This is a genomic window from Ruegeria sp. A4 (genome assembly GCF_056543025.1).
This window is the reverse complement of sequence record NZ_JBQGAW010000023.1, coordinates 1-1508: the sequence shown is the minus strand read 5'-3', so window position 1 is coordinate 1508 and position 1508 is coordinate 1. Positions and strand designations below refer to the sequence as shown.

The following is a 1508-nucleotide window of genomic DNA, read 5'->3' as shown; positions in this document are numbered from 1 at the left end:
GACCCATTCTCGCGCTATCGAACAGGTCGATTTGCTGGATCAGGTTGCACACCATAAGTCCGTCTTCTTCAAAGCGGCTTGGGCTAACTACGAGAATGCCAGGCCTGGATCTCTAAGATTGCTACCAAACCATGTCCAGCCCCAATTCTATGGGCCAGTTTTGAGCAAGGTTTCTGGAACGGGCGGTCGCATGTTTAGAGCCTGATGGGGTCTGACACGATTGTACTGTCTAAGCCAGGTATTGATGACGATCTGAGCCTGTTTGGTGGTGTGGAACCATTCTGCGTTGAGGACTTCCCGGCGCAGAGTGCCATTGAAGCGCTCGTTGTATCCATTCTCCCAAGGTGATCCCGGGTAGATTTGGATCGGCTTAATGCCCACCTTTCTTAACCAGGTCTGCAGGGCCGTTGCGATGAACTCCGCGCCGTTGTCGGAACGGATGTGTTCGGGCTTCCCGTGCCGCAATAAGAGTGGGTAGAGCGCATCCAGCACGTCTGCGCTGTTCATCTTCGGCTTGACCGCTACGCAGAGCGCCTCACGGGTATACTCATCCAGCACCGTCAGCATCTTGTAGCTCTGTCCGTTGCTCAGCTTGTCGTGGACAAAGTCAATGCTCCAGATGTGATTGGGATGTTGCGGTCGGAGCCGGATGATCGAGCTGTCCTTGTGGTACAGCCGTTTGCGTTTCTTGTGCCGTTGTGGGAGCTGCAAGCCTTCTTCGCGCCATAGTCGTTCGATCTTTTTATGATTGACTGCCCAGCCTTCGACACGCAGCAGCTCGGCGACCTTGCGGTAGCCGTAGCGCCCATACCGTTTGGCCAATCGGATCATCGCCAGACGTAACGCCTCATCATCCTTTGGCGCTGCGCGGTATTGCAGCGTGCTCCGCGCCAATCCAATCACGCGACAGGTGCGCCGTTCAGAGGTTGCCAGCTTTTGTCGGGTGTGGACCACGGCCTGACGAAGCTGGTCTGCCGTCAGGCCTTTGGCTTTAGATAATCAAGGCTCTCCTTGAGAATGAGTTTGTCCAGTTCAAGCTCAGCCACGATTTTCTTGAGCCGATCATTCTCTTTCTGCAGCGCCTTCAGATTGGCCATCTCAGATCGTCCCATCCCACCAAACCGCTTGCGCCATGTGTAATAGGTCGCATCACTGACACCAGCCGTTCTGCACGCCGTCGCGACATCCGAACCAGATGCCAGGCCCAGCTCAATCTCGCGCAAAAGCCGCAGAATATCTTCGTCCGAATACCGTTTCCGCGCCATCAATCCCGTCTCCAAAACTAAGCCAACTGTGGCACAGTTTTAGGGGGCCAAGACAGGTGAACTGAAGCGTTTCCGCCCCGTCCGAATGTAGGGGGTATGTACCGCCGCCGCGCTTGTTTTGTGGCGGAGAGTAGTAGGTTACCAAAGGCGGGTCGGAGCGCTTCTCAAATGCGGAACCAGTGTCTCCACAGCGAGGAGACGGGCCGGGCGGCCATTGTCCGCCGCCCGCGACTGGGTCCAGAC

The 1508-nt window shown here is 56.2% G+C and carries 1 pseudogene; it reads right to left on the bottom strand.

Annotated features, from left to right (window positions below):
- Window positions 1-147 precede the first annotated feature (147 nt).
- Window positions 148-1265, bottom strand: a pseudogene (locus tag ACR0E2_RS20640) (IS3 family transposase).
- Window positions 1266-1508: the final 243 nt, after the last annotated feature.